This window comes from Nemorincola caseinilytica, from assembly GCF_039540515.1.
In the GTDB taxonomy this organism is placed as follows: Bacteria; Bacteroidota; Bacteroidia; order Chitinophagales; family Chitinophagaceae; genus Nemorincola; species Nemorincola caseinilytica.
The window spans coordinates 35,786-59,875 of sequence record NZ_BAABFA010000024.1; the positions used below are offsets into that span (position 1 = coordinate 35,786).

15 protein-coding genes are annotated in these 24,090 nt (G+C 50.4%); 9 read left to right on the top strand and 6 right to left on the bottom strand.

Going from position 1 to position 24,090, the window contains the following annotated elements; all coding sequences use genetic code 11:
* Positions 1-102: 102 nt before the first annotated feature.
* From ABD843_RS14905 to ABD843_RS14925, 5 genes are all read left to right on the top strand, one after another.
* Positions 103-741, top strand: coding sequence for a hypothetical protein (locus ABD843_RS14905; RefSeq protein WP_345084846.1), 639 nt, complete (start codon positions 103-105; stop codon positions 739-741).
* 54 nt (positions 742-795) lie between these two features.
* Complete coding sequence (locus ABD843_RS14910; protein ID WP_345084849.1) at positions 796-1,293, top strand: GNAT family N-acetyltransferase; 498 nt, start codon at positions 796-798, stop codon at positions 1,291-1,293.
* A 123-nt stretch (positions 1,294-1,416) separates the two neighbouring features.
* Positions 1,417-2,100 carry a DUF6766 family protein gene (locus ABD843_RS14915; RefSeq protein WP_345084852.1) on the top strand — a complete coding sequence of 228 codons (684 nt, stop codon included), beginning with the start codon at positions 1,417-1,419 and terminating at the stop codon, positions 2,098-2,100.
* A gap of 113 nt (positions 2,101-2,213) precedes the next feature.
* On the top strand, positions 2,214-2,819 hold the full coding sequence (locus tag ABD843_RS14920) for a hypothetical protein (protein WP_345084855.1): 606 nt from the start codon (positions 2,214-2,216) through the stop codon (positions 2,817-2,819).
* 23 nt (positions 2,820-2,842) lie between these two features.
* Positions 2,843-4,027, top strand: a complete 1,185-nt coding sequence (locus ABD843_RS14925; RefSeq protein ID WP_345084858.1) for a DUF748 domain-containing protein — start codon at positions 2,843-2,845, stop codon at positions 4,025-4,027.
* Between the two features lie 109 nt (positions 4,028-4,136).
* On the opposite strand, the gene ABD843_RS14930 is transcribed toward ABD843_RS14925, so the two are convergent.
* Positions 4,137-4,409: a hypothetical protein gene (locus ABD843_RS14930; RefSeq protein ID WP_345084861.1), complete on the bottom strand. Its 273-nt coding sequence runs from the start codon at positions 4,407-4,409 to the stop codon at positions 4,137-4,139.
* A gap of 200 nt (positions 4,410-4,609) precedes the next feature.
* Between ABD843_RS14930 and ABD843_RS14935 the strand changes: the two genes are divergently transcribed.
* From ABD843_RS14935 to treY, 4 genes are all read left to right on the top strand, one after another.
* Positions 4,610-6,277 carry an ABC1 kinase family protein gene (locus ABD843_RS14935; RefSeq protein ID WP_345084864.1) on the top strand — a complete coding sequence of 556 codons (1,668 nt, stop codon included), beginning with the start codon at positions 4,610-4,612 and terminating at the stop codon, positions 6,275-6,277.
* A 131-nt stretch (positions 6,278-6,408) separates the two neighbouring features.
* Positions 6,409-8,541, top strand: coding sequence for a glycogen debranching protein GlgX (gene glgX / locus ABD843_RS14940; RefSeq protein WP_345084867.1), 2,133 nt, complete (start codon positions 6,409-6,411; stop codon positions 8,539-8,541).
* Entirely contained in the window at positions 8,522-10,348 is a 1,827-nt protein-coding gene (gene treZ, locus ABD843_RS14945; protein WP_345084870.1) for a malto-oligosyltrehalose trehalohydrolase, read from the top strand. The genes glgX and treZ overlap by 20 nt, the downstream gene beginning before the upstream one ends.
* On the top strand, positions 10,341-14,345 hold the full coding sequence (gene treY / locus ABD843_RS14950) for a malto-oligosyltrehalose synthase (protein ID WP_345084873.1): 4,005 nt from the start codon (positions 10,341-10,343) through the stop codon (positions 14,343-14,345). The genes treZ and treY overlap by 8 nt, the downstream gene beginning before the upstream one ends.
* On the opposite strand, the gene glgB is transcribed toward treY, so the two are convergent.
* The 5 genes from glgB to otsB form a co-directional block, all read right to left on the bottom strand.
* On the bottom strand, positions 14,346-16,241 hold the full coding sequence (glgB, locus tag ABD843_RS14955) for a 1,4-alpha-glucan branching protein GlgB (protein WP_345084876.1): 1,896 nt from the start codon (positions 16,239-16,241) through the stop codon (positions 14,346-14,348).
* A 37-nt stretch (positions 16,242-16,278) separates the two neighbouring features.
* Positions 16,279-19,608, bottom strand: a complete 3,330-nt coding sequence (treS, locus tag ABD843_RS14960) for a maltose alpha-D-glucosyltransferase (protein WP_345084879.1) — start codon at positions 19,606-19,608, stop codon at positions 16,279-16,281.
* A 10-nt stretch (positions 19,609-19,618) separates the two neighbouring features.
* A complete protein-coding gene (locus tag ABD843_RS14965) occupies positions 19,619-21,568 on the bottom strand; it encodes an alpha-1,4-glucan--maltose-1-phosphate maltosyltransferase (protein ID WP_345084882.1) in 1,950 nt (649 codons plus the stop codon).
* Between the two features lie 35 nt (positions 21,569-21,603).
* Positions 21,604-23,088 (bottom strand): bifunctional alpha,alpha-trehalose-phosphate synthase (UDP-forming)/trehalose-phosphatase, encoded by a 1,485-nt coding sequence (locus tag ABD843_RS14970; protein ID WP_345084885.1) that lies wholly within the window; start codon positions 23,086-23,088, stop codon positions 21,604-21,606.
* 153 nt (positions 23,089-23,241) lie between these two features.
* Complete coding sequence (gene otsB, locus ABD843_RS14975; RefSeq protein WP_345084888.1) at positions 23,242-24,021, bottom strand: trehalose-phosphatase; 780 nt, start codon at positions 24,019-24,021, stop codon at positions 23,242-23,244.
* Between the last annotated feature and the right edge of the window lie 69 nt (positions 24,022-24,090).

The window sequence follows — 24,090 nt, forward strand, 5'->3', positions numbered from 1 at the left end:
CGACATAGAAGCATATGCCTGGGAATACTTTCATAATAGAAAAGAAGACCACTAAATAATAGTGATCTTTATATTGCACGTCTTATGTTGTACCGGCAATTGATGAACTTCATGAAAATACCCATAGCTATCGGTATCATTTTACTGCTGGCCACCCCTGGTACCGCACATGCCCAAAAGCGAAAGAACAGGAAAGCTGTTAGAGACCCGGGCGAGTGGGTATATTCTGATGAGGTAAGTGGCGCCGATACGCTTTGGAAAAAGCGGGTATTAAGGTACATAGACCTCAGGGAGCGCACAAATGCACCCCTCCTGTACGATGCCTCTATTCCGCATGATAGTAATTTCGTAGTGCTGCTTTTCAATGGTCTGCAGCGGGGCGATTACAAGGCATACCATATACAGGAGAACGCATTGGACAGCATATTGCCAGGCAAGCAAATGCCTGTGAAAGATATACCGACCACTATACCATTGCAAGACACTGCTATAGCAGGTATAAAGATCATTGAAGATTGGTTATTCCTACGGTCGAAGGGGGAAATGACCGTTCGCATTGTGGCCATAGCTCCCGTGACTACCGGTAAGACCGATGTCTTTTGGTTGTTGTTTCCCGACATCACACATATGCTTGCAGCGCACTACATACCTAATGCCAATATCCGCCTTAGTTACTTGGACTACTTCGAGGCACGAAAGTTCTCAAGCAGGATAATAAAGATGAGTGGCAGTGGTCAGTGATCTCATCATCTTGTTCTAATGCCCTATCTTCATACCATGTATTCGTACGAAGAATTGTCAACATCCCGTCTCGCACTTCGCAGGTTAAGGACCGATGACCTGCAGGCCATATTTGCGTTGCGCTCTGATGAGGCCGTATGCAGGTATATAGACAGGCCTGTGATACAGCATGCAGATGAGGCCGCTGCGTTCATTGAAAGGATCGTGAATGGGTATGCCAACAATGATATTTATTACTGGGCGCTTACCCCTAAAGAGGGGCAGGATCTGATAGGTACCATTTGCCTGTGGAACTTCTCTGCCGATGGAACAGTTGCCGAGGTAGGCTACGAAATGCTGCCCATGCATCACGGCAAGGGCTATATGCACGAAGCGCTGGCCGCCATAAGCCAATACTGTTTCAATACCTTAGGGCTTACTGCTATCGAGGCATTTACCCACCACGCCAATACAGCCTCCCGGCAACTGCTGGAAAGAAATGGCTTCATCCTTTGCGAGGGCAGGGTAGACCCCGATGTAACGGCAAATGTGATCTACAAGAAAGGCAGATAGCTTTCAGGGCCAAGAGTATATATGTCTTGAGCTAGGATAAACATAATTTCCCTACCCAAGTTTATAAAGCCACGGCACATACCGCATACGAACTTTGTGCCACTGCTTACAACCCGGCAGTATTTGCGCTTGAAACAGAAGACCACTTTTCTTTATCGCAACGGCCTGAGTATAGTGCTTTTGCTGCTTATGGTCGTTTTCTGGACATCGCAGGCCATAGCCGGGTGGCTGGACCATAACGAGACCCTCACCGAACTTGGTGCACCCGCCCTCACTCTGGGCCAGTACCTTGGCAGTGGCCATTTTGCTTCTGCTACCTTTGAGAACTGGGAGAGCGAATTTCTGCAGATGGCGCTTTATGTCATACTCACCGTATGCCTGCGGCAGAAGGGTTCTGCAGAGTCGAAGAAGACCATGGACGAAGAGGGAGCAGGAGAGGAGGACATAGACAAGGAACCGCAGCCCAAGGCAGATGCGCCATGGCCGGTGCGCAGAGGCGGCATATGGTTAAAGCTTTACCAGAATTCGCTGTCCATTGTTTTCGTGTTGTTGTTCCTCGGTTCGTTCTACCTGCATCTTTGTGGTAGTCTTCGCGACCAGAACGATGAACTGCGCCTGAAAGGCAAGCCAGAAAAGACGGTGACCGAATACCTGGGCGATGCACATTTCTGGTTCGAATCTTTCCAGAACTGGCAGAGCGAATTCCTTGCCGTGGCATCTATAGTGCTGCTGTCGGTATGGCTGCGACAAAAGGGTTCGCCCGAATCGAAGCCGGTGGATGCACCGCACAGCCAGACCGGCAAATAGCTGCAGAACACCTTGTGGCCTTTTTATAAACTATTTCAAGAAGCTTGTCAGAGTGCCGCCTGTAGCTGTATTTATTTTTGTGCATAATAGTTACCCTAATGAATACCCTCACTATGACCGAACTGATTCCCGAACAGATAAGTGGCAAGAAAGTAGATCTGTCGCATACCGCTGAGCTAGCCACGCAGGAAGAGGCCGCAGCATGCTTTGCCCGTGCCCGCATGCGCATGCTGGATCCCGGCACATGGCACGAGCTCTCCGGTGCATTGAGCGCCGAGTTCATACTGGTACCACAGACCGGTACTCCACCGCATCAGTGGGCACAGACACACGATCATATAAAGATAGATATACCCGGCCCGGGGCCCTCTTCGGGCAAGGGGTACGACTGGGTATTGATAGAACTGATAAAGGACGAAACAGATGCCATCGCCCCGAGCGAGCGGGTAGGCATGAGGCTGTCGCCCTGCAGCGACCCTACCGGTAAGGATACCGATACTGCGCATTTCTTTACAGGGCAGGCCAGCTCTACTTTCGTTATTACACGCAATGGTAATAAGGTCGTTGCACAGTATCACGGCCGCAACGAAATGCCCAATATAAAGACCACTAGGACAGTGGACAATATACGGAATGCCATTGTAGCATCGGGCGCATTGGCCAGCCTTTCAGAGATGCAATGGATGAGCCTTATCAAGGGTTTTCTGAAGAACGAATAGGCCATACCTCTAAAACATGTCCTATGCAACAAAAGAAGCGCAGGCGATACATTATCATTGGCAGCATTCTGTTGCTGCTTATCATAGCACGGCTGCTATTGCCTTATTTCGTATTGAAATATGCCAACAGGTCGCTGGCAGAGATGAAAGGCTACTATGGGCATGTACACGATATAGACATATCGCTGTATCGTAGTGCATACCAGTTGGATAGTATCTACATCAACAAGGTAGACTCTGCCAGTGGGCAACAGGTAGATTTCTTCAGCGCGCGTAAGATAGACCTAGCCATAGAATGGCAGCCATTGTTGCATGGATCGGTAGTAGGAAATATCGGGTTCCTGTATCCCAGGCTGGTCTTTACAAAGGATAAGGCCGAACTGGGAGAAGTAGCAAAGGACACCAACGACTTCAGAAAGATACTTAAGGACCTTATGCCGCTAAAGGTGAACAGGTTCGAGATACAGCATGGCAGCATTCACTATGTAGACAGTACTGCAATACCTAAAGTAGATGTGTCTCTGGATGATGTATATGTACTGGCACAGAATCTGAAGAACACTACCGATAGCAGGGAACTCCTTCCATCTACCGTTGTAGCCACGGCCGGTGTATATGGCGGTACATTGGAAATGAACATGAAGCTGGATGCTCTTGCGGATGACCCCACATTCGATATGATGGCTGATATGAAGGGTGCGAACCTGGCATCGCTGAACGACTTTTTCAAGGTATACGGCAAATTCGATGTGAGCCATGGCACAATGGGCCTGTATACAGAGTTCGCTGCCAAGGAGGGGCGTTTCACAGGCTATGTGAAACCTATAGCCAAGGACCTGAAAATTCGTGGCCCCGAGGATGAGCATGATAAATTCCTGCAGAAGGTAAAGGAGAGCGCACTGAACATAGTAGGAAAGGCTGTGACCAATCCGGGGAAGAAGCAACTGGGCACCAAAGTGCCTATAGAGGGACGTTTCGACGACCCAAGCATCAACAACTGGGAGGCCATATGGGAACTGCTGCGCAATGCATTCATAGAGGCGCTGATGCCTGCCGTGGACAACGAGATAAACATTGGTTCGGTAGACGAGGCCAAAGAAGAAAGGCCGGGCTTTTTCAGGCGCCTGTTCGGTGGCAAGAAGAAAGAGAAAGAAGAGAAGGCAGATAAACAGGAAGAAGGCCTTGAGCGCTATAAGACGAACAGATAGGGTACATCCTCCTTACATCAACATATAGGGCTACCAATTGGTAGCCCTATATTCCTACAACTATGGAACACAGAAAAATGCCTTAGTGTGTAGCTGTTCCGGTTGTAGGTCATTCTTTTTTGTCGCCACTGCCGTGTACTTCGCCGGGGTTCACAGGTCCCGGCGAGTTGTGGTCTTGTTTAGGGTCTATGTCCACATTACTATTTTGTGAGTCGCTATCCTGCTGCGTGTCTTCCGCATCGGCTATGTACCCGGGCTCCATTTCGGGTTTGTCGCCCTGCTTCTCATATTGCCCTTCAAGGTGGCTGGCAGGGGCACTTTTTTTCTTGTCGCTCTGGGTGCTGCTGGTGTTGGGGTCCTTGTTCTCTTCGTTGGTTTTCATAGTTGATGTGTTTTTCTACAGCAAAGTTAGACCCCGGCCACAGGCACACCGATACGCACTTTTAACAGGATATTATATAAATATCACATCCCGCTATCGCATGCCGTAGTGGGAATTTTGCAACTGCCGGCCAAAAGCTCGAAACGATAGTACGCACATTGAAAAGTACTTTTGAATAGACCTGTCAAGAAACGCTACCCATGTCTTCTATCCCCACAAAATTCCAGCGCTATGTCAAATTCATCGGCTTCCTGGTCAAATACTGGAACAGCGATGTGATGGGACATGCCGCCAGCACGCTGAACAGCGATGTAGTACACGACGACCAATCTCATAAAAGTTACGAAAAGCCGGAAGAACTTATTGAGGACCTGAAAGATATGGGGCCTACCTGGGTGAAGCTGGGCCAGTTGCTCTCTACCCGGCCCGACCTGCTGCCCGAAGAATACCTGCAGGCACTCAGCACCTTGCAGGACAATGTAGAGCAGGTGTCTTACTCCGAGATATTGCCTATAGTGGAAGAGGAGTTGGGTGTGCGTATATCCAAGGGGTTCGCCTCTTTCGATGAGATGCCTCTTGCATCCGCCTCTATAGGCCAGGTGCATAAGGCTATCCTACGGTCGGGCAAAGAGGTGGTGGTGAAGATACAGAGGCCCGGCATCAGGCAAAAGTTCGTTGAAGACCTCGATACGATACAGGAGATCGTAGACCTTGCCATGAAGTACAGCCGCTCTGCAAGGAAGTATGCCCTTGGGGAAATACTGGAAGAACTGCGTCATATCTTGCTCAACGAGCTGGATTATAATAAAGAGGCGCAGAACCTGGTAACACTCGGCGAGAACCTCAGAGAGTTCAGGGGTATTATCGTTCCTATGCCGGTGCCGGACTATTGTACATCGCGTGTACTGACGATGGAGTATATAAAAGGCCGAAAGGTAACAGAGATAAGCCCTTTGATAAGGACCGAGGTAGACCTGCGGCCGCTTGTAGATACCTTGGTGGAGTGTTACCTGAAACAGATCATTATCGATGGTTTTGCCCATGCCGATCCTCATCCCGGCAATGTGCACCTTACCGATGATAATATGATAGTGCTGATGGACCTGGGCATGGTGGCCAGGTTCAGTAATGCGGTGCGCGACAAGATGCTGAAACTGCTGATAGCCATAGGCAATGCCGATGGTGATGCGGTCGCCAGTACCTTGCTGCAACTGAGCGCGCACGACAGGGAGGTCGATACCGACCATTTTCGCAGGAATGTGAACCGGCTGGTGCTGGATAATAGCAGGTATTCGGCAAAAGAGATGCAGACAGGCAAGCTGCTGATACAGATAAACCAGCTGGCCGCAGAGGAAGGCATCAAGATAGGGGCAGAACTGAATGTGGTGGGTAAGATACTGGGCAATCTGGACCGCATAGTGGCTGTGCTCTCGCCCCATTTCGATCTGCGGTCATCCATCAGGGAGCACCTTGAGGACCTGTTGCGAAGGAAACTACTCAAAGAGCTGCGACCCGAGAATATGCTGGAGGCCATAGTAGAGCTGAAGAACCTGGGCAAGAACTTGCCTGCCCGCATCAATGCCATCACCGAAAAGATAGCGAACAACGAGCTGGAGATAAGGGTGAACGCAATAGATGAGAAACGTTTTACCGATGGATTCCAGAAAGTGGCCAACCGCATAACGCTGGGGCTGATAATAGCCTCCATCATCATAGGCGCCGCCATGCTGATGCGTGTACCTTCCACATTCTCTATCCTTGGTTATCCGGGCCTTGCTATGCTTTTCTTCATTACTGCGGCTGCGGCTGGTTTCTACCTCATTTATATCATCATTTTCAAAGACGAGGACTTCAGGAAACGACATTGACCATATGCTTATGTGACCTTTTTATAAGCTACTGTCATAAGCGTATAAGGTGCATGCAGGGCTTTGGTAGGAGCTTTGTAGCTATACCGCGCCTCGTGCTGCGATACCATTAACAAGACCCATTACACAGAATGAGCAGAAGAACATATCCCGGGGTCCCGTTCCCGTTAGGCGCCACATGGGATGGCAAGGGAGTGAATTTTGCCCTGTATACCGAGAATGCCACCACCGTTACGCTATGCCTTTTTGACGGGAACGAGAAAGAGACGGAACGGGTGAAGATAACAGAGCACACAGGGTATATATGGCATATATACCTGCCCGGCATAGGCCCCGGTCAGCTATACGGCTATTATGTGGATGGCCCCCATGATCCCGCCAATGGTCATAGGTTCAATGCTAATAAACTGCTTATAGACCCGAATGCGAAAGTGCTTTCGGGCCACATAAAATGGGATAGCTCTCTGTACGGTTACCAGGCGGGTAGTGATGACCTCTCCTTCAATGAAGAGAACAGTGCGCATGCCATACCTAAATGCACCGTTATCAATCCCTCTTTCGACTGGGAGGGCGATACCCTGCTGAAGACCCCGTGGCATAAGACCATCATTTACGAGCTGCATGTAAAAGGCTTCACTCAATTACACCCCGATATTCCAGAGCATATACGCGGCACCTATGCAGGTCTTGCGCACCCTGCAGCTATAGAACATCTTACCGATCTCGGCATTACCGCCGTAGAGCTAATGCCTGTTCACTACTTCGTAGACTATCCGTGGCTGGCAGAGAAAGGGCTTTGCAACTACTGGGGGTACAATACCATCGGCTTCTTCGCCCCGGCCAACAGGTACAGCCATGACCTGAAGGATGGAGCGCCCGTGCGCGAATTCAAGAACATGGTGAAGGCCCTGCATGAGGCAGGCATAGAGGTGATACTGGATGTGGTGTTCAATCACACAGGCGAGGGCAACCAAATGGGCCCTACCTTATCTTTCAAGGGTATAGATAATGCGATGTATTACCGCCTTGCCGATGACAGGCGTTATTATAATGACTATACCGGAACCGGCAATACACTTAACACGCGATTGCCTGCCGTACTGAGGCTGATAATGGATAGCCTGCGATACTGGATAGTAGAGATGCATATAGATGGTTTCCGGTTCGACCTTGCGTCTACCTTAGCACGGGAGCTGCATGAGGTCAATGCGCTCAGCTCTTTCTTCAATATCATTTACCAGGATCCCGTCATTTCGCAGGTGAAGCTTATTGCCGAGCCATGGGACATTGGCGAGGGCGGCTACCAGGTGGGCAACTTCCCGCCCGGCTGGTCGGAATGGAATGGCAAGTACCGCGACCTGATGCGCGATATATGGCGTGGCGCCGATAGCTCTATCGCAGAGTTCGCAGAGCGGTTCGCAGGTAGCCCCGATCTTTACCAGGAGAATGGGCGCAGACCTTATGCCAGCGTCAATTTTATCACTGCGCATGATGGCTTCACATTGGCTGATCTCGTGTCTTATAATGACAAACACAATGAGGCTAATGGTGAGGACAATAAGGATGGCGAAAGCAATAACCGCTCATGGAATTGTGGTGCAGAAGGCCCCACAGATGATGCAGAGATACTAAGGCTGCGAAGCAGGCAGCAGCGCAATCTGCTGGCTACGCTCTTCCTGTCTCTGGGTGTGCCCATGCTGGTGGCAGGCGATGAAATGGGCAGAACACAAAAAGGTAACAACAATGCCTATTGCCAGGACAACGAGATATCGTGGATAGACTGGCAGCACAAGGACGAAAAGCTGCTTGCGTTCACACAAAAGCTCATACGCCTTACATCCGGCCTTTCCGTTTTTCACCACAAAGGCTGGTTCTTGGGTAAGAAGATAAGAGGCTCCTCTACCGAAGACATCGCCTGGTTCAGACCCGATGGCGCCGATATGACAGAGGAAGACTGGAACAATGGTTATACACGGTCGCTGGGGATATACCTGGGCGCAAAGGCTGCCATTTCATCGGGCAATGTGAAGGATGTGCCTGGGACCAATGATAATGTTTACATGATATTCAACACCTACCACGAGAATATCACGTTCACATTGCCGGCGGAGAGATATGGCAAAGAATGGGTGAAAGTAATGGACACTGCCGATGACGACGCCCACGAACAGGTATTGAAGGCCGGTGGTACTGTAGAGGCCATTGGCAGGTCGGTGGTGGTATTGGTAAATAAGCAGCGTAAAAATGAGAAGAGTAAAGGCTAGCGAACGAAGGATAGGACTGGTATACAAAGATGAAAATGCCTTTGTACGCGTATGGGCGCCAATGGCAGGGAAAGTGTCGCTCATGATAGGGCGAGAAACTGTGCATGACCTTGAGAAGGATGAGTTCGGTTATTGGACAGGAGAAGTGGCTGCACAGCCCGGGATCAAGTATCGTTTCATGGTAGACGACAAGTTGTTGCCCGATCCTGCATCGCTGTCGCAACCCGAAGGAGTTCATGGCCCTTCGCAGGTATTCGATACCACTGCCTTTACATGGGCAGATGATAACTGGGTGAACCCCGCTCTCGATAAATATGTGTTCTATGAATTGCACACCGGTGTCTTCACGCCCGAAGGCACTCTTAGTGCTATAGAAAGCAAGCTCGATCACTTGTGTGAATTGGGCATCACTGCTGTAGAACTGATGCCGGTGGCACAGTTCCCCGGCGAGCGCAATTGGGGCTATGATGGTGTGTTCCCTTTTGCGGTACAAGACTCATATGGTGGCCCGGAGCAACTACAGCAACTGGTGAACAAATGCCACGAAAAGGGGCTGGCCGTAGTGCTGGATGTGGTATACAACCACCTGGGCCCTGAGGGCAACTGCCTGCCATCTTACGGACCATATTTTACTGATAGATACAAGACCCCATGGGGCGATGCCATCAATTTCGACGATGCATGGTGCGATGGTGTGCGCGACTATTTCATAGAGAATGCCCTGATGTGGTTCCGCGACTTTCATATCGATGCCCTGCGGTTCGATGCCGTGCATGCTATCAAAGACCTTAGCGCAAAACACATATTGAGAGAGATAAGAGAGTATACTGATGAATTGATGAAATATACCGGCAGAACGCACTACCTCATAGTGGAGTGCGTTCTTAACGATACCCGTTTCGTAGAAGATACCCGGCGGGGCGGATATGGCATGGATGCCCAGTGGAACGATGAGTTCCACCATGCGTTGCGGGTATGCGCGGGCAACGAGCGGAATGGCTACTATAGCGATATTTCCGGCATAAGGGACCTCGCAAAGGCCTACACCAATGCATATGTCTACGATGGTATATTCTCCCGCTATCGCCGGAAGACCTTTGGCAGTGATGCTTCCGGTGTGCCCGGCAATAGATTCATAGTGTTCTCTCAGAACCACGATCAGGTGGGCAACCGCATGTTGGGAGAGCGTACCGGCATGCTGGTGCCTTTCGAGATGCAGAAACTATTGGCGGGCGCTGTAATGGTGGCGCCGTATCTGCCTCTGCTCTTCATGGGAGAGGAGTGGGGCTGTACCACGCCCTTTCAGTATTTCATACATCATGGCGACAAAGAATTGATAAATGCCGTGCGCGAAGGAAGAAGAAAAGAATTCGAGCATTTTTTCAGCGAGGAGAATTGCCCCGACCCGCAGGCTGAGGAAACATTTATGGCGTGCAAGGTGCCATGGGAAGAACTGCAGCAGCCGCAACATGCATTGCTGATGCGATATTACCGTATGCTCCTATCGGTACGCATGAACACACCTGCCCTCTATGTGCTGAACAGGGACAATGTGAATGTAGTGGTAGATGAAAGGACACAGACGCTCATGCTGCACCGCTGGCACGATATGCAGCATGTGATATGCGTTATGAACTTCTCAGACATGCCGCAGCTTATACAGGTGCCATGGCAACTTCCCGCCCTCAGCAGCATGTTCGACTCTGCATCTATAGAGTGGGGTGGACCGGGAGAAAGTGACCTCGATGGAGGAAGTATTGTCATCAGACCACATTCCATAGGCATATACAACGACCAGAATGTTTGATCCTGTTTCTACATATCGTATACAGTTCCGCAATGGCTTCAACTTCGATGATCTTGAAACTATAATACCCTACCTGCATCAGTTGGGCATAAAGACCATTTATGCCTCACCGATATTTAAGGCCGTTCCCGGCAGTACGCATGGCTATGATATCACCGACCCCAACAGCATCGACCCGGAGGTAGGTACATTGGAACAGTTGTACAGCATAAGCGCAATGCTGAAAGAATACCATATATCCTGGCTGCAGGATATAGTGCCCAATCACATGGCCCTGCACCACGATAATGCATGGCTGATGGATGTATTGAAGAACGGCGCCCATTCGCCTTACATCTCCTATTTCGATATAGACCTGCAACATCCTGCATTCGAAGGAAAGATGATGCTGCCCATACTTACCGCTTCGGTGCAGGATGCGCTGGACAAAGGCGATATACGGCTGGAGTATGCACAAGGCGCACCCGGGCTGGTATGCAATGGCATGACCCTCCCGCTGAATGAGGACTCCTTAGCCATGTTGTCCCAACATGATGCCGAAAAACTACTGGCGGATAAGGAGCTGCTTTCTACATTGCTGGCAAAGCAGTACTATACACTTTATCATAACGAAGAGGCCAATAAGAAGGTAGGTTACAGGCGTTTCTTTACCATCAATGGGCTTATAAGCCTGAATATACAGCGGCAGGAGGTGTTCGATGATCACCACCGCCTCATAAAGCAACTGTGCGATGATGGTATATTCCAGGGTCTGAGGGTAGACCACATAGACGGTCTGTACGACCCCGCGGAATACCTGTATCGCCTCAGAAGGCTGGCAGGTAAAGACGTGTATATCGCAGTAGAGAAGATACTGGCACAGGATGAGGAGCTTCCCGGCTGGCCTGTAGCAGGCTCTACCGGCTACGATCTTCTTGGTGTGGTCAACAATGTATTCACGGTACGCGCTGCTGCCAGACCGCTTACAAAACTCTACAGGGGTATGACGGGTATGGGGGCTGATCTGTGGGGCATGACATACCAGAAAAAGCTTCTCGTACTGCATGAGTACATGGCAGGCGACCTCGATAACCTCTGCCGACTCGCAGAGGGCCTGCTCGATAAGTACGATACCCCTGTCCCGGCCAGCACACTCAGAGCTGCCATAGGCCGTTTTCTCGCACATTGCCCCGTTTATAGGTATTATGGTTCCTTGCCTCTCGGGCAGGAAGAGGCTACAGCAGTAGAGAATGTACTGCAGACGCTTGAACGCGATAAGCATGCTGAAGAAGTACGTTTACTTCGGTATCTGCTGCTGAACAGGCCTGCCGAAGGTGATAGCGCATACAACGATCGCGCTACACATTTTTATCGCCGTTGTATGCAGGTCGCAGGTCCGCTCATGGCCAAAGGTGTAGAAGATACGCTGATGTACACATGGAACTGCTTTATTGGTCACAACGAGGTAGGAGACAGGCCCGGTAGCTGGGGTTGCAGCATAGAGCGCTTTCATGCGTTCATGCAGGACAGGCAACACAACTGGCCATTGGCACTGAACGCCACCGCCACGCACGATACGAAGAGGGGAGAGGATGCACGGGCCCGCCTGAATATGCTCACCGTCATACCCGGTGAATGGGCAAAGTATGTAGCACACTGGCACGAGACATTCATGCAGGAACAATATGCTATAACACCCAACGATGAATACCTTATATACCAGGCATTGCTGGCGGCATGGCCCATGATGCCCGGTGAATTGCAAAACCTGAAAGACCGATTCAGGGAATATATAGTAAAGGCATTGCGTGAAGGCAAGGAACATAGCAATTGGCACAAGCCGGCCGATGAGTACGAACAACGTGTGGCATCCTTTGCAGAGCAGCTTCTGGATTCTGGCAAGTTCCGGAGCTCTATGGAAGAGTTGCTTGCATCTATACACGATGGCAGTATAGCTATCGCTCTTGGTCAGTTACTGCTGAAAATGACCTGCCCCGGCATACCCGATATCTACCAGGGATGCGAGTTGTGGGACCTTTCCCTGGTAGACCCTGATAACAGAAGGCCTGTAGACCTCATGCTGCGCGAAAGTTGGCTGAAGGATATTCCCGCGCATACCCCTGCCCAATGGTGGCAGCAATTATGGAACAGCTCTGCCGATGGCCGCATCAAGCTGGCGCTCACGCACAAGCTATTGCAAGAGCGTGCCCTTGCGCAGCAGGTGTTTTCAGAAGGAGCGTATATACCGCTCATAGTGAAAGGAGAACATAAGGAACAGGTACTTGCCTTTGCGCGGCGGCATGGGTATGCCCTATATATAGTGGTAGTTGCACTGAATATTTATGGCAGAACACAGGAAGACCGGCATGATACCGTTGTAGAGTTGCCGGGGGCGAATACACATACATGGCAAGATGTACTGACGAGCGAAACATTTGAGCTAGGGCGCAGTTGCAAGGTGGGTCAGTTATTCCATACACTGCCGTTCGCTATTCTAAAGTGCATTAATAGACCTAATGAGCGCAGCAGTGGCATACTCATGCCTGTGTTCTCCCTGCCTTCCTTCTATGGGATCGGCGACCTCGGAGAGGGCACATATAGGTTCATCGATCTCCTTGAAAGCGCACATCAAAAGGTATGGCAACTGCTACCCCTCAACCCCACAGTGGCCGGCGAGGCCCATTCTCCCTACAGCAGTATATCCGGTATGGCTATGAATACACTTTTCATAGCCGCCGATGTGTTGGTAAAGTATGGTCTGCTGCTGCAAGAAGAATTGCCGCAATGGCAATTGCCATATTCTGATGCCATAGACTACGAGCTATGCAGGGAAATGAAAGAAAATATGCTGCATACAGCGTGGAAACGATACTCGAATGGAAGCTTTGAAAAGATGCGGCATGAGTTCGAGGCATTCTGCAGCGAACATGACGAATGGCTGAACGACTTTGCACTCTACGTTTGTATAAAGCACGAACAAGGTTATGAACCCTGGCATAAATGGCCCACACGATACCGTGAACGCGAACAGGATACTTTAGATACATTCGTCACTGCGCATAGAGAAGAGATCACGAAGGTCAAGTGGTTCCAATATCTTGTATGTAAACAATGGGGCGAGGTAAGACAGTATGCCAGGGTAAAGGGTGTCACACTTTTCGGCGATATGCCTTTTTACATGAGTTACGACTCTGTAGATGTATGGGCCCACCCCGAACTGTTCTGCCTTGACCATAAGGGCCACATGACAGGTATAGCAGGTGTTCCGCCCGATCTTTTCAGCGATACAGGACAATTGTGGAACATGCCTACCTACAACTGGCACACAATGCAGCGCACTGGCTACAAATGGTGGATAGAGCGACTAAAGAGGAACCTGCAGATATTCGATCTGGTGCGGATAGACCATTTCCGCGCTTTCGAGGCATACTGGCAGGTGCCTGCCGGGGCGTTCACTGCAGAAAATGGTAAATGGTTGAAGGGACCCGGTATGCACTTTTTTGATGCTGCCCGCAAGCAACTGGGGCAATTACCTTTGATAGCGGAAGACCTCGGCGAGGAAATGCAGGATGTATATGTGCTGCGCGACAAAACAGGCCTGCCGGGTATGAAGGTGTTGCAGTTCGCATGGGGAGAGAATATGGCCACAGCAGTAGATGCGCCGCACAACTACACCAGGAACTGCATAGTATATACCGGCACGCATGATAACAATACCACCCGCGGCTGGTGGGCCGACGATGCCACCAAAGAAGACAAGGAACGCTTGCGTGAATACGCCGGCCTGAAAATAAAGGAGAATAATGTGCATACTGCGATGATGCGCATTGCATATGCCAGCGTGGCAAAGATGGCCATCATCCCCATACAGGATATTTTGGGGCTAGGCAGTAAGGCCCGCATCAATACGCCCGGGTCCTCGGAGGGCAATTGGGTCTTCCGCCTGATGCCCGGTATGCTTACTGCAAAGGTGAGGAAAATGCTCAGGCAGATGGCCGTTCGCTACAATAGATACTGATCAGAAGTTGCTGCCTGTTGGTCGCAGCACTATCACCCCCAGCGGCGGCAGTACGAGCGATAACGAATGTGTACGCCCGTGTCGTGCTATGGGGAATGCCTCCAGGTCGCTGTTGCGTATACCACTGCCGCCATATCTTATGTCGTCCGTATTCAGTACTTCTTTATAGTGGCCGGGCATCGGTATGCCTATGCGGTAATTGCGCCGTACTACAGGCGTAAAGTTGCAAACAAATATTATGATGCTACCATTACTTGTTTTTCGCATCCAGCTTATCACGCTGTTCTCCCTGTCGTCGAAGTGCAGCCATTCATACCCTGTCGGCGAGAAGTTCTGCTCATACATCTCAGGCAGCCTGCACAGTGCGTTCAGGTCGCGCACCAGCGCTTGTACGCCCCTGTTCATAGGGTGTTCGTTCTCGTGCCAGTCCAGGCTGTGGTCGTGTCGCCATTCGTGTGCCTGAGCAAATTCCCCGCCCATGAATATCAGTTTACTGCCTGGGTGGCCATACATATAGCCATACAGCAGCCTCAGGTTGGCAAATTGCTGCCACTCATCGCCCGGCATCTTCTTTAGTAGCGAGTATTTGCCATGCACCACCTCATCATGCGACAGAGGCAGTAGGAATTTTTCAGAATAAGCATAGTATATGTTGAAGGTAAGCGCATCATGGTGGTGGCTTCTGTATATCGGTGCTTTTTGCATGTAGGTAAGCGTATCGTTCATCCATCCCATCATCCACTTCATATCAAAGCCCAGTCCGCCTTCATTGGTCGGCCTCGTTACACCCGGCCATGCGGTAGACTCTTCCGCTATCGTTATCACATCAGGGCAGTGTGTATGCACAGCATCGTTGAACTGTTTTATATATGCTACCGCCTCCAGGTTCTCCCGGCCTCCGTATTCGTTCGGGCTCCACTCGCCGGGTCGCCTGGAATAGTCCAGGTAAAGCATAGATGCCACTGCATCTACTCTTAGACCATCCATGTGGTATTCGCGCAGCCAATACAATGCACTCGAGATAAGGAAACTGCGTACCTCGTTTCTCGCCATGTTGAATATATAGCTGTGCCAGTCAGGGTGGAAACCTTTTTGCGGATCTTCATGCTCGTAAAGATGTGTGCCATCAAAGTTTCCCAGCCCATGTTCATCATCGGGGAAATGCGATGGTACCCAATCCAGCAGTACACCTATACCGGCCTTGTGCAGCTCATTGATGAGGTGCATCAGGTCTTGAGGCACACCATAGCGGCTGGTAGGTGCATAATAGCCTGTTGCCTGGTACCCCCACGATCCGTAGAACGGATGTTCCATTATGGGCATCAGCTCTACATGCGTGAAACCCATGTACACACAGTATGCAGGCAGTTCTTCCGACAGCTCTCTATAGCTGAGAGACCGACCATCCTTACGCCGCCATGAGCCCAGGTGTACTTCGTAAATGGTGACGGGCTTCTGCATCTGTGGTTTTCGCTGGCGCTCGTTCATCCATTTTTTGTCCGTCCATTTATATTGTCTGTCCCATACCACCGATGCTGTGCCAGGCGATGTTTCGCAATGTGTGGCATAGGGGTCGCTTTTTTCCACCACACGGCCATCAGGGCCGGTTATGGCATATTTATAGTATTCACCCTGTCCTATGCCCGGCACGAATAGCTCCCATATACCCGAGCTGTCCCAGCGTACATTCATTCTATGGCTGTCCTTGTTCCATCCATTGAAGTTCCCTGTCAGCGATACGTTCTTCGCATTAGGCGCCCATACTGCAAAGTAGGTACCTGTAGTGCCGTTCGCGTCCATTATGTATGCGCCGAGTTTATTGTACAGCTCATAGTGTACACCCGCTTTAAATAGCGCTATGTCATACTCGCTGAACCGCGTTATATGTTGTTGCATTTCCCGCGTATCCAATTTTTCTGTATCGGAACTCTTCTTAGCCATTGCCCATTATCGCTTTTATACCTCTTATGGGTATTATCACCCAGTCCGGCCGGTTGTTCAGTTCATAGTTCAGTTCATAAACAGCTTTCTCCAGTATATAGGTGTCCAGCAGTATACGCAGCTCGTTCATGTTGGGTGGTATCAGTATGGTGTCTCTTACTGTGTTCAGGTATGCCTGCAGGTAAAGAGTGTTCATGTGTCGCTGCCACTGCTCTGCAAATGGCACAAGGTGACCTATGTCATCCTTGCTCATATTGCTGTCCAGCAGCAGGCTGCCATATGCCGCATAGTGGAACGAGCGCATCATGCCCGCCACATCGCGCAGTGCTGATCGTTTCAGCCTGCGTTCGCTATAGCTGCGTGCCGGCTCTCCTTCAAAATCTATTATCATCACATCCTTCCCCGTGAACAGGGTCTGTCCCAGGTGGTAGTCTCCATGTATGCGGATCTTCGCCACATCGAACTTCTTCTGGTATATCAGTTTGAATCTTTCCAGTATGGCGTTCTTCATGCCCATCAGTTCTTCCGCTTCTGCGCGTACACTATCTGGCAGTTTTTTCAGCGCACGCGCCAGGGTTTGGAACGACCTCCGCGTCAGCGACTGGAAGGAAGAATACAGCGAGCGCTGATAGTGCTGCGAGAACCGCTCCGGTACGAATGCAGGGGCGTCCTGGGAAGAGGCCAGCGCCAGGTGCATTTCTGCTGTCCTTATGCCTAGTGTGCGTACGCGTTCTATCACCGATGTGTCCAGCAGTTCCTGTATCTCTGTAGGCAATTGTTCATACTGGTCCGGTACAGGTGCCAGCGTTCTGTACTTCTCTATATAGCCGGCCTTGATGTTCGATAGTATGCGTTCGTTGTATTTATCCAGCTTATCCAGCATGTATGCCCATCCGTCCGTATTTTCCTCCACTACCTCCTGCATCATGCCCAGTACCATATCGCCTTTTGGTGATGACCACTGTATGGCGCCCGCGAACGCAGGTATATGACCGAATGTGGTCTTCTCAGAAAGGAAACGGGTTATCTCCAGGTCAGGGTTGATGCTCCTGTCCACCTTGCGGTACAGCTTGAAGAAGTATGCCTTGTCATATATCACCGAAGAATTGCTCTGCTCTGCAGAAAGCACTTTCGATGATATAGTGCGCCTGTTGCGCGCATGCTGTCGCAACCCTTTGGAGCCCATGAAGTATAGTTCCTCTCCTGTATCTATGTTGTGCACCACATCTTTCGACATATAGGCGAACAGCGCATTGCGGTATTTGTTGCTATAGATAGCGTCGTACAGTATGCCGTTCTTCGTCTCCGTTCGCACCTGGCATATCACTGCCTGCGGCGATCCCTCTTTTATCGCCGTTGCATTCCTGCCCCATGCGAACGCTACAGGCAATTGATAGATATCCGGCAGGCCCGATGTATAGCTCACTTCTATCAGCAGTAGCAGCACATCATCGTCGCCATGTACAGGTATAGACACATGGTCCATCACCTGTATGGCCTGTATGGTACGCGCCTTTCCCCCGAACCATCGCATATTCGCCATATAGGCGGGTAATACATATTGTGCCATATCCTCTGCTACTGCGGGTTCTGTTATCTCCATCCGGTCGTTCACATGCAGCGTGAACAGGTCTTGCGAACGTACAGGGGCTTGTTTGTTCTTCTCTACCACGAACCACAGGCATTCATATTGCGAGAGGGTGAAGAAATAAGGTGCATCTCCTTTTATAGCCGGGAAGCGGTTGCCGCTGAATATCTCTTTCAGCGTGTGGTCGCGGTACTCCGCCAGGTCCAGTTCTACCGGCTGCGCAAAGCGCGATAGGTTTACCACTATCAGTATGGTCTCATCTTCATAGGTGCGGGTAAAGGCCAGCACCTTTGCATTCTCACTACTTATGAATTTCATATCACCACGACTGAAGGCCTTGTATTTCTTACGGGTGTTTATCAGTCGTTTCATGAACCACAGCAGCGATGTTGTGTTCCTGTTCTCTATCTCTACGTTCACATATTCATAGTGGTACAGTGGGTCTGTTATTATGGGCAGGTACAGTTTCTGTGGGTTGGCCTGCGAAAAACCCGCATTGCGGTCCATGGTCCATTGCATGGGTGTGCGCACCCCATCCCTGTCGCCCAGGTAGTAGTTGTCGCCCATGCCTATCTCGTCGCCATAGTATATCACCGGTGTACCCTGGAACGAGAACAGCAGGTAGTTCAGCAGTTCTATCTTCTTGCGGTCGTTGCCCATCAGTGGCGCCAGCCTGTGTCTTATACCCAGGTTTATCCTTGCCTTTGGGTCTTTTACATATACTTTGTACATGTAGTCGCGTTCCTCGTCCGTCACCATTTCCAGTGTCAGCTCGTCATGGTTGCGCAGGAACATCGCCCACTGGCATGTCTCGGGTATAGCGGGTGTCTGGTCAAAGATGTCTGTTATCGGGTAACGGTCCTCCATCTGCAGTGCCATATACATGCGGGGCATCACCGGGAAATGATAGTTCATGTGGCATTCATCCCCATTGCCAAAATAATTTGCCGAATCCTCCGGCCACATATTGGCCTCTGCCAGCAACAGCGTGCCGGGATAGTTCTTATCCACATGCCGGCGCAGCTTTTTCAGAAACGCATGTGTCTCGGGCAGGTTCTCACAGTTGGTGCCTTCCCGTTCAAATAGGTAGGGCACCGCATCCAGCCTGAAGCCATCCACACCCATGCCGCACCAGAAGTCTATCATCTTGAATACCTCTGCCTGCACAGCCGGGTTGTCATATTTCAGGTCGGGCTGGTGATAAAAGAACCTGTGCCAGTAGTACTGTCCTGCCACGGGGTCCCATGTCCAGTTAGAGCTTTCGAAATCCTGGAAGATGATGCGGGTATCTTTGTATTGCTGCGGGTCATCGGTCCATACATAATACTCCCTCATCTTCGATCCCCTTGGCGCCCTGCGTGCCTTCTGGAACCACGGGTGCTGGTCTGATGTATGGTTTATCACCAGTTCTGTTATCACTTTAAGTCCCCTGTTATGCGCCTCTTTCAGTAGCTTCTTGAATTGTTTCAGGTTGCCATATGCAGGGTTTATGGTGTAGTAGTCGGCTATGTCATAACCATCATCCTTTAGTGGCGAGGGGTAGAAGGGTAGCAGCCAAATGGTAGTGATGCCCAGGTTCTGCAGGTGGTCCAGCTTGGTCATCAGGCCTTCCAGGTCGCCTATGCCATCACAGTTGCCATCGCAGAATGCTTTGATGTGCAGCTCATAGATCACCGCATCCTTATACCAGTGCAGGTCGTCATCTATTTTCGTATTGTTCACTTTCTTTGCCACAGTATGTTCTTTAAGGTTCTGGTCTCAGTATGTGGGCCGGCATGTCCCATGGCGACAGTGATATGTAGTTGTTCCCCATCTGCCATTCGTAGCGGTCGCCACTCAGCATGTCGTATACTTTGAAGGTGCCCGGCATATCTTTCCCCATTTTCTCTGCCGATACATTCACCATTGCGCTCTGTGTATGGAAGGGGTCCAGGTTCACCACTACTATCAGCTTGCTTCCTTCTGCCCATTTCAAATAGGCTATCACCTGCTCATTATCCGTGGGCAGGAATTCTATGGCGTTCGTTTGCTGCAGTGCTGCATTCTCGCGCCTTATACGGTTCAGATAGCTCACCACTTCCTTTGTCCTGGTATACCGGCCCCACTCCCAGTGCTTTATCTCGTATTTTTCGCTATCGGCATATTCATCCTTCCCATGTGCCATTTCATTCAGCCCGAACTCATACACCGGCCCATACATGCCCCAGGAAGAAGATAGAGTGGCGGCGAGAATAGCCCTTATGATGTGTCCTGCCTCACCGCTGCGTGCCAGTTCTGGGGTGAGTATATCGGGAGTGTTGGGCCAGAAATTGGGCCGGAAATAGTACTGCAACGGTGTCTTTGTCAGCTCCGTCATATATTCCTCTATGTCCTGCTTTGTATGACGCCAGGTGAAGTATGTATATGACTGCGAGAACCCTATCTTGGCCAGGTGTTCCATGATGCGTGGCCGTGTAAAGGCCTCGGCAAGGAATATCACCTGCGGATGCTGTGTTTTTATTTCTCTTATCGCCCATTCCCAAAAGGGTAGTGCCTTGGTATGCGGATTATCCACACGAAAGATACTTACGCCCTGTTCTATCCAGTACAGGAAAATGCTTCTCAGTTCCTGCCATAGGCTTTCCCATGCAACGCTCTCAAAGTTCAGTGGCAATATATCTTCATACTTTTTGGGCGGGTTCTCTGCATGCTGCACCGTGCCGTCGGGTCGCCACTTGAACCATTCAGGGTGCTGTGCTACATACGGATGGTCCGGCGCACACTGAAAGGCTATGTCCATGGCCAGCTCTATGCCGTGTTTCTTTGCCGATGTTATAAGCTCTTTCAGATCGCGCAGTGTACCCAGTTGCGGGTGGATGGCCTTGTGTCCACCCGTACTGTTGCCAATGGCCCATGGCGATCCGGGATCGCCTATCGCTGCCACGGCCGCATTATTTCGCCCCTTTCGTTTTTCCTCGCCTATAGGGTGTATGGGCGGTAGGTATAGCACATCGAACCCCATCTCGCTTATTCTTGGCAGCAGCTTCTTTACATCTTTGAATGTGCCATGCATACCTTCCGCACTTGCTGCCGACCGTGGGAACAATTCATACCATGTGCTGAACTGTGCTCTCTGTACATCTACCTCTATTTCATGAACGGTAGGTGCGGTAGTGGTAATGCTATCCTTCTCCCTGTGGCGGCACATGATGCCTGCTGCTTCTGTCTCTGCTGCTATGGCCGCCTGCTCGTCGGCGGTGGCAGCAGCTTGCATGCGGGTCGTCCACTGTTGCAGTATGTTCTTTTCTTTGCCTGCAATGGTGGCCATATATTGCGATACCTGCATTATGCCGGCTTGTATCTCTACGGTTATGTCCTGGCTTGCGCCATGTTTCTTTTTTAGTGCTTTTTGCCACGAGGCGAAATGGTCTATCCAGGCCTGCACCTGCAGTTGATATCGCCCCAGTTTATCCGGCACAAATGTTGCCGTCCAGTGGTCATTGTTCACAAGTTCCAGTTGTACGGTCTTCCATTGCTTGTCGGTGCTGTGCTTTAGCAGCGCTTCCGCATATATCTCGTCATGCCCGTCCGCGAATATGCTGGCCGATATCGTTACCGGGTGCCCTACAGTAGCTTTCGCGGCATACCTGCCACGGTTCACAGATGGCCGCACATCATCTATTACGACCCTTCTTTTTCCGTATCTGCTGATCATTCTTCAACGTCCGTCTTTTCTATTCTCTATCATCCCTAAGAGGCCAGGGGTATATTGTTCGGGAAGACCACCGTATTGTCCTTTTGCTTAAAGGAGATGCTGGTCTGCTGCGGGCGCTTTTTTTCGTTATCCGTCTCCGTCATTCGCTCATTGAACCGTTCCGCCCACTGGAAGATGTCCGCTTCTGCTACCACCTGCTGCATCCTTTGCATTCTTTCCTTCTTCTCTTTGGCAGGCATTGTCAGGCCTTCGTATATCTTGTTCGCAAAGTCCTTGGTATCGTTCGGGTTCAGCAGTATGGCGTCCGTCAGTTCGGCTGCGGCCCCTGCGGCCTCGCTCAGCAGCAGTACGCCGTTCTGGTCCACATTACAGGCCACATATTCTTTGCTCACCAGGTTCATCCCGTCACGCAGCGGTGTCACTATGGCCACATCTGCGATCTTGTACAGTGCAGCCAGCATATGCGGTTCGAACGACTGGTAAAAGTGTTGTATAGGCTGCCAGCCGAATACTGAGTATGTTCCGTTTATCTGGCTTATCTGCCGGTTCATTTCCTCCTTCAGCTTCTTGTAGTTGGGCACATTATCGCGCGATGGTACTATGAGGTGTACCAGTGTCACCTTCTGGCGCCATTCAGGATGCTTTTTCAGGAACAGCTCATATGCCTGCAGGCGTTGCAGTATGCCTTTGCTGTAGTCCAGCCTGTCTATCGATAGCATTATCTTGGTATCGCCCATGGCTTTTACTTTCTGCACATGTTCATCTGTTGCCTTTTCTTTGGCCAGGTCGTGGAACTTCTTATGGTCTATGCTTATCGGGAATGCTTCTATCACTATTTTTCTGCCACCCATCACCAACTCCTTATTTCCATTAGGCGTCATCGACAGCACAGTTCTTACCGTGCTCAGGAAATGCCGCACATCTGCCTTTGTCTGGAAGCCTATTATGTCCGCACCCAGCAGTCCTTTCAGTAGCTCTGCCTTCCAGGGCAGTGCACGGAATATCTCATAGTCGGGAAAAGGGATATGCTGAAAGTATCCAATGGTGATATCAGGCGCCATTGCGCGTACCATAGATGGCACCAGCATCAGTTGGTAGTCGTGTACCCATACCATATCGCCCGGTCTGGCCACGTTTACCACCGCATCTGCAAATTTTTTATTCACTGCTACATATGACCTCCAGTATTGCTCATTGTAATTGCTGTACGATGGAAAGTAATGGAACAGTGGCCATAAGGTATCGTTAGAAAAGCCTTCGTAGAAATTGGCTATCTCTTCTTCGCTCAGGTAAACGGGTGTCAGGTTGCGTTCGTTCAGTTCCATTGTAGTGCTATTCTGATGCTCAGGTACCACTACCGCACCCGGCCAGCCTATCCACTGGCTGCAATAATTATTGAAAACGCTGCTGAGTCCTGTTGCCAGGCCTCCTTCGCTCTGCTGTAGTATAAGTTCGTCTGCCACCCGGCATAGTTTCACCGGTAACCGGTTCGATACATTGATGATCCGTTTCTGTTCCATAGGTCTGGTCGTTTGGTCTGTCGGTATGCTATACTGCCTTTGTGTGTGCTTCTGTCGTAAAGGTATTGGAATGCTGTGGCCTACGCTTTACACGAACTTGTTGGATAATTGTACATTTCACATGTCGTACCTATCTTAATATCTAATTTCCTTCTAGTGAGTATGCACGGCCAGGTCGTGCAGGAATGCGCGTACAGTGTTGATATCCTGTAGCCTGTACTTGGCCACAGTATCGCTCATGCCCACTTTTATGGTGGCGGCGTTCTGTTCCTCTGCCAGCGCGGCGAACATGTCCTCGTCTGTCATATCGTCACCTATCGCCAGTACGAACTCATAGTTGTTCCCTTCTATCAATGCCCTCACTGCCGACCCTTTGTTGTATCCACGGCCTTTTGCTTCTATCACTTTATTACCGTTCAGCACTGCCAGTGTCAATGCCTGCTCCTTATTTTGCAGTTCTTGGTACAATGTCTCTGCATTTTCGCTTCCTGTATGTTCTTCTGCGTTCCTGTAATGCCATGCCAGGGAAAGGTCTTTCTTCTCTACGAACGAGCCTGGGCATCCCAGCGCATACCGGTTCATCATTTCTTCTATTTCCGGCATCCAGCTTATGTCATCTGCTGCTGCTGTCTGCCATACACTATCCTTTTTTTTGAACCTCGCGCCATGGTCCGTTATCAGTCCCAGCGGTAGTTGTCCCAGCCAGTTATCCAGCGTATAGCTGTCGCGGCCGCTTATTATGTACACATCGTTCCCCTGTAGTGTTCCCAGTTGTTCCAGTAGTTGCATCAGCTCGGTATCGGGTGTGGCATTCGTTGGCAGATCGGCAAATGGCACCAGGCAGCCATCATAGTCCAGCAGGAACAGCCTGCTCTTTGCTGCGGCGTACTGTTCCATTAGGTTGGTCCTTATGGCATTGTCTATCAGAAGCATATCTTTCGCGAATATTCCGCCTATTGGATGGGAATATACCTTATTGTAAAGGTATAAGCCATAACAGGC